The organism is Streptomyces sp. UH6 (assembly GCF_013421635.1).
GTDB classification, from domain to species: Bacteria; Actinomycetota; Actinomycetes; order Streptomycetales; family Streptomycetaceae; genus Streptomyces; species Streptomyces abyssomicinicus.
The window spans coordinates 1-6,263 of record NZ_JACADT010000283.1 but is presented as its reverse complement, the minus strand read 5'-3'; the positions used below and the strand labels follow the sequence as shown (position 1 = coordinate 6,263).

Here is a 6,263-nt window from a genome sequence, read left to right as displayed (position 1 = left end):
TCCACGGGATCGGCACCCGGCACCCGTCGCGGAAGCCGTCCTGGCCCGCGCCGCGGAAGTAGGCGGGGTCCTGGCGCGCCTCGTCGGGCAGGTCGACGACGTCCGGCAGGCCGAGCTCCTCGCCCTGGTACAGGTAGGCGGAGCCGGGCAGCGCCAGCATCAGCAGGGTGGCGGCGCGGGCGCGGCGCAGGCCGAGCTCGCGGTCGCCGGCCTCGCGGATCTGGGTGCCCATGCCGGCCGGGTTGCCGAAGCGGGTGGCGTGCCGGGTGACGTCGTGGTTGGAGAGCACCCAGGTGGCGGGCGCGCCCACCGGCTTCATCGCCTCCAGCGTGCGGTCGATGACCTCACGCAGCTCGGCCGCGTCCCAGTGGGTGCTCAGGTACTGGAAGTTGAACGCCTGGTGCAGCTCGTCGGGGCGCACGTAGTGGGCGGTGCGCTCGACGGTCGGGGTCCACGCCTCGGCGACGAACACCCGGTCCCGGCTGTACTCGTCGAGGATGAGCCGCCACTGGCGGTAGATGTCGTGGACGCCGTCCTGGTCGAAGAACGGGACCACGCCGTCGCCGAGCAGCTTGACCTGCTCGTTGCCGCCGATGTCGGGCAGGCCGGCGGCCTTGACCATGCCGTGCGCGACGTCGATCCGGAAGCCGTCGACGCCCATGTCCAGCCAGAAGCGCAGGATGGAGCGGAACTCGTCGTTGACCGCCGGGTGTTCCCAGTTGAAGTCGGGCTGCTCCGGGGCGAACAGGTGCAGGTACCACTCGCCGGCCGTGCCGTCGGGCTCGGTGACGCGGGTCCAGGCGGGGCCGCCGAAGATGGACTCCCAGTCGTTGGGCGGGAGTTCACCGTCGGCGCCCTTGCCGGGGCGGAAGTGGTAGCGGTCGCGCAGCGGAGAGCCGGGGCCCTCGGCGAGGGCCCGCTTGAACCACTCGTGCTGGTCGGAGGAGTGATTGGGCACCAGGTCGACGATGATCCGCAGGCCCAGCTCGTGGGCGTCGCGGATGAGGCCGTCGGCGTCCAGCAGGTTGCCGAACATCGGGTCGACGGCGCGGTAGTCGGCCACGTCGTAGCCGGCGTCGGCCTGCGGGGAGGCGTAGAAGGGGCTCAGCCACACGGCGTCCACGCCCAGGTCGCGCAGGTAGGGCAGCCGGGCGCGGATGCCGGGCAGGTCGCCCATGCCGTCGCCGTCGCTGTCGGCGAAGCTGCGCGGGTAGACCTGGTAGATCACCGCGTCGCGCCACCAGTCGTGGCGGTCCGCGACGGCGGAGCGGACGGAGCTGTCGGAACGGGAGGCGGGGTCGGCGGTCTGGTGACTCATGACGTCCTTGCTGTGAGCCGAGTGGTCGCTGTCGTGGGGGGTGGTGCCGGTGGCGCCGCGGGTCAGCCCTTGGTGCCGCCGGCGGTGAGGCCGGCGACCAGGTTCCTCTGGACCAGGTAGAAGAAGGCCGAGACCGGGATCGCCACCAGGACCGCGGTGGCGGCCATCAGGTGCCGCTGGGCGTCGTGCTCGCTGACGAAGCTCTGCAGGCCCACCGCGAAGGTGTACTTGGTGTCGTCGAGCATGAAGGTCGAGGCGAAGGCGACCTCGCCGAACGCGGTGATGAAGTTGTAGAAGGCGGCGACCGCCAGGCCCGGCCGGGCCAGCGGCAGGATCAGCCGCACGAAGGTGCCGAACGGGCTCAGGCCGTCGACGCGTCCGGCCTCGTCGATCTCGAACGGGATCGTGTCGAAGTAGCCCTTGAGCAGCCACGCCGAGTAGGGGACGGCGGTGGAGCAGTAGACCAGGATCAGGCCGCCGTAGCTGTCGAGCAGCCCCAGGCTGGTGAGGATCTGGTACATCGGCACGATCAGCACGGCGATCGGGAACATCTGGGTGCACAGCAGCACCCACATGAGCTTCTTCTGCCCGGGGAAGCGCATCCGGGAGACGGCGTAGCCGGTGGTCGCCGCGATCAGCACGCCGAACACGGTGGTGCCCAGCGAGACGATCAGCGAGCTCTGCATCCAGTGGAAGAAGTTGGTCTCGGTGAGGACCTGGACGTAGTTGTCCAGGGTGGCCTTGCCGAAGATGCCGCCGGGACGCAGGTAGTCGTCCTTGTCCGGGCCGAGCGACAGCAGGAAGATCCAGGCGACCGGGGCGACCGCGATCAGGCTCGCGACGATCAGCACGGCGTGCGTGGCGAACCGGGCCAGGGGGCGGGGCTCGCCGCGGCGGCGCACCGCCTTGGGCGCGGTCCGGGCGGGGGCCGCCTCGACGGGGGTCTCGAGGGTGTTGGTAGTCATGGCTCCTGCCTCAGGACTGCTGCTCGCCGCGGGCCAGCCAGCGGCGGTAGAAGGACGTGAAGACGACCAGGATCGCCAGCAGCAACATGCCGTAGGACGCCGACTGCGCGAAGTCCCGCGGCTGCTGGCCGAAGCCCAGGAAGTAGGCCCAGGTGACCAGGATCTGCGCGTCCGGCGCCTTGGTGCCGAACAGCAGGAAGATGACCGCGAACTGGTTGAACGTCCAGATGATGCCCAGCAGGACCACGGTGGAGCTCACCGCGCGCAGGCCGGGCAGGGTGACGTAGCGGAACCGCTGCCAGGGGGACGCGCCGTCGAGTTCGGCCGCCTCGTAGAGGTTGGCGTCGATCGACTGCAGGCCGCCGAGCAGCGAGACCATCATGAACGGCACACCGCACCAGGTGTTGACCATGATCGCCGCGAACCGCTGCCAGAAGCTGTCCTCCAGCCAGGCCGGCGTCGGCAGGTTCAGCAGTTCGAGGCCGGCGTTGATGACGCCCTCGTCGGCGAGCATGAAGCGCCAGCCGAAGACGGTGACGAAGGTCGGCACCGCCCAGGGCAGGATCAGCATCAGCCGGTAGAAGGTGCGCCCGCGTATCTTCTGGTTGAGCAGCATCGCCAGGCCGAGGCCCAGCGTGTAGTGGAGCGTCACGCAGGCGGCGGTCCACACGATGGTCCAGATGAAGTGGGACCAGAACCGGTCGTACGCGGTCTCTCCGAAGAGGATGTCCGCGTAGTTGTCCAGCCCGACGAACTGGTAGGTGGCCTCGATCTCGTTGACGCCGATGGTGCGGGCGGAGTTCAGCGAGTTCGCGTCGGTCAGGGTGAGCCAGAAGCCGTAGGCCAGCGGGTACAGGACGAGCACGCCCAGCACCAGGACCACCGGCGCGATCATCGCGTAGGCGTACCAGTGCCGGCGCCATCCGTGGCGGATACGAGCGATCATGGATACGACACCTTCGGGGCCGGGATCCGGCCGTTCGTCGGGATGGAAGAGGGACGACAGGGGCGGGGGCGGCCGGCCGACCCGTGTCAGGTCGGGTCGGCCGGCCGCCCCGGTCCGTACTGCCGGATTACTTGCTGAACTCCGGCAGGAGCTTCGCCATTTCGGTCTCGATCGCGCTCAGACCCTCGTCCAGCGACTTCTTGCCGGTGGCGACGGCCGGCAGTTCGGCGTCGAGCTTGCCGAACAGCGAGCTGTACTCGGGCAGTTCGGGGCGCGGCTGGGCGGCCGGCAGGACGCCCTGGTAGCCGGCGATGCCCGGGTCGGCCTTGACCTTGTCGGTGTAGGCGTCGTCACGCGTGGGCAGCGTCGAGTTCTTCAGCGCCACGGTCTCCTGCGACTTCGCGGAGGTCATGAAGTTGACGAACTTCAGCGCGGCCTCCTGGTGCGCCTTGTCCGAACCGGCGTAGACCGACAGGTTGTGACCGCCGGTGGGGGCGCCGGCGGTGCCGCCGGAGCCGGCCGGAACCGTGGCGATGCCCAGGTTCTGCTTGTCCTGGAAGGCCGAACCCTTGTAGAAGTTCGTGATCTCCCACGGGCCCTGGATGATCGAGGCGACCTCGCCGTTGACGAACGCGTCCTGGATGTGGGCGTACGCGTCGGCGGTGCCGTCGGCCTTGTGGAGGCCCTTGCCCTCGAACAGGCCCTGCCAGGCCTCGAAGCCCTTCTTGGCCTCGGCGGAGTTGACCGTGACCTTCTTGCCCGCCACGTCGACCGTGTCGGTGCCCTCGCCGAAGAGGAACGGCATGGCGTAGTAGCCGGCGGTGGAGCCCCAGTAGCCGTCCTTGCCCGTCTTCTCCTTGACGGCCGCGGCGGCGTCCTTCAGCTCCTCCCAGGTCGCCGGCGCCTTGTCGATGCCCGCGTCCGCGAAGAGCTTCTTGTTGTAGACCAGCGCCAGGGTGTCCGTGACGATCGGGACACCGTAGGTCTTGCCCTCGAACTGCGCCTGCTTGATCAGGTTCGGCTGGAACTTGTCCTGGTCCGCGAGGGCCTCGGTGCCGTCCAGCGGCAGCAGGTAGCCCTTCTGCGCGAAGGCGGGGGTCCAGCCGACCTCGGCGCGCAGCACGTCCGGGGCACCGGAGGCACCGGCGGCCGTGTCGAACTTGTTCTGCGCCTGGTCGAAGGGCACGTTGACGTACTTGACCTTGATGCCCTTGTTGGCGGCCTCGAACTCCTTGACCAGGGCCTTGTAGGTCGGCGCCTCGTTGGTCGCGTTGGTGGTGTCCCACCACGTGATGGTGACGGTGCCGCCGTCAGCCTTCGAGTCGCCGTCCCCGCCGCAGGCCGTCGCCGTCAGAGCGAGGGACGCCGCCAGCGCGGTGGCCGCTATGCCACGCCGCATGAGTTCTCCTTGGAGGGTGAGTGCCCGGTGCACTGGCCGGCTGCGTCCTTGCAACCGGCGGGCGACCGGAAACGTAACAGCGCTGCAACCCGAGCGAAAGACCTTGCAGAAAAAAAGCTGCCGAACCGTGTCCTCACCGCTGCCAAGCCGACTCCGGGACCGCCGGTCTGGCCGAACTCCACCCACCCGAAGACGCAGGAAATGGGGCAAAGCACTCGCCGTGTGGCGTGAGTCGCACTTCCCGGACAGGACCTCGTACGCGTGTGCAAGACTTTGCAAGTTCTTGCGGGCTTGTATATGACGGCCCATCATCGAGAGGCCACGAGGAGACGGGGAGCGGATGAGGCAGCAGCCCGCGTACAGGCCGCGCGCGCGGAGGCCGGTACAGTCGCCTCCCGTGACCGCACGGCTTGCCGACATCGCCGCGCAGGCGGGTGTGAGTGAAGCGACTGTCAGCCGGGTTCTCAACGGGAAGCCGGGAGTCGCCGCCGCCACCCGCCAGGCCGTGCTGGCCGCGCTCGACGTCCTCGGATACGAACGCCCCGTCCGGCTGCGCCAGCGCAGCGAGGGTCTGGTCGGGCTGATCACGCCCGAGCTGGAGAACCCGATCTTCCCCGCCCTGGCCCAGGTCATCGGCCAGGCGCTGACCCGGCAGGGCTACACCCCGGTGCTCGCCACCCAGACGCCGGGCGGCTCCACCGAGGACGAGCTCACGGAGATGCTGGTCGACCGCGGCGTCGACGGCATCATCTTCGTCTCCGGCCTGCACGCCGACACCTCCGCGGACATGGGCCGCTACGAGCGGCTGCGCGCGCAGGGCGTGCCGTTCGTGCTGGTCGACGGCTTCTCCCCGCGGGTCCGCGCGCCGTTCATCTCCCCCGACGACCGGGCGGCGATGTCCCTGGCGGTCACGCACCTCGCCTCGCTGGGCCACACCCGGATCGGGCTGGCCCTCGGCCCGCACCGGTTCGTGCCGGTGCTGCGCAAGGCCGAGGGCTTCGTGGCGGCGATGCGGGAGCGGCTGGGCCTGTCCGAGGAGGAGGCCTCCGCGCTGATCGAGCACTCGCTCTACACCCTGGAGGGCGGCCAGGCCGCCGCCACCGCCCTGATCGACCGCGGCTGCACGGCGGTGGTCTGCGCCAGCGACATGATGGCGCTGGGCGCGATACGCGCGGCCCGCGGGCTCGGGCTCCAGGTACCGGAGGACGTCTCCGTGGTCGGGTTCGACGACTCGACGCTGATCGCCTTCACCGATCCGCCGCTCACCACCGTGCGCAAGCCGGTGCCGGCCATGGGGCAGGCGGCGGTGCGCACGCTGCTGGAGGAGATCGCGGGCACGCCCGCGCCGCACAGCGAGTTCGTCTTCATGCCGGAGCTGGTGGTCCGCGGCTCCACCGCCTCCGCCCCACCGACCGGCCACGGCACATCGCCCTGACCACCGCCCGCGCGTCCCTGCGGCGGCCCGTCCCACCGCCGGCTGTCTCTGCGGCCCGTCCCACCTCCGGCTGTCTCTGCCGCCCGTCCCACCTCCGCCCGTCCCACCTCCGGCTGTCTCTGCGGCCCGTCCCACTGCCAGCCGTCCCTGCCGGCCGTCCCTGCCGCCCGCCCCACCGCCGGCTGTCTCTGCCGCCCGTC

General features: G+C 70.2%; 5 protein-coding genes. 1 reads left to right on the top strand and 4 read right to left on the bottom strand.

Annotation, left to right across the window (positions count from 1 at the left end):
• The 4 genes from HW445_RS15450 to HW445_RS15435 all read right to left on the bottom strand — a co-directional run.
• Positions 1-1,318, bottom strand: a 1,318-nt coding sequence (locus HW445_RS15450) for a glycoside hydrolase family 13 protein (RefSeq protein ID WP_180221597.1), incomplete at its 3' end; no start/stop codon positions are given.
• Positions 1,319-1,380: 62 nt separating this feature from the next.
• Positions 1,381-2,283 carry a sugar ABC transporter permease gene (locus HW445_RS15445; protein WP_180221596.1) on the bottom strand — a complete coding sequence of 301 codons (903 nt, stop codon included), beginning with the start codon at positions 2,281-2,283 and terminating at the stop codon, positions 1,381-1,383.
• A 10-nt stretch (positions 2,284-2,293) separates the two neighbouring features.
• A complete protein-coding gene (locus tag HW445_RS15440) occupies positions 2,294-3,229 on the bottom strand; it encodes a carbohydrate ABC transporter permease (protein ID WP_180221595.1) in 936 nt (311 codons plus the stop codon).
• A gap of 127 nt (positions 3,230-3,356) precedes the next feature.
• The gene (locus HW445_RS15435) at positions 3,357-4,628 is read right to left on the bottom strand and encodes an extracellular solute-binding protein (protein WP_180221594.1); all 1,272 of its coding nucleotides are present in this window, start codon (positions 4,626-4,628) and stop codon (positions 3,357-3,359) included.
• Positions 4,629-5,025: 397 nt separating this feature from the next.
• Here HW445_RS15435 and HW445_RS15430 point away from each other — a divergent pair, with 397 nt between their 5' ends.
• Entirely contained in the window at positions 5,026-6,063 is a 1,038-nt protein-coding gene (locus tag HW445_RS15430; protein ID WP_180221593.1) for a LacI family DNA-binding transcriptional regulator, read from the top strand.
• The last annotated feature ends 200 nt before the right edge of the window (positions 6,064-6,263 follow it).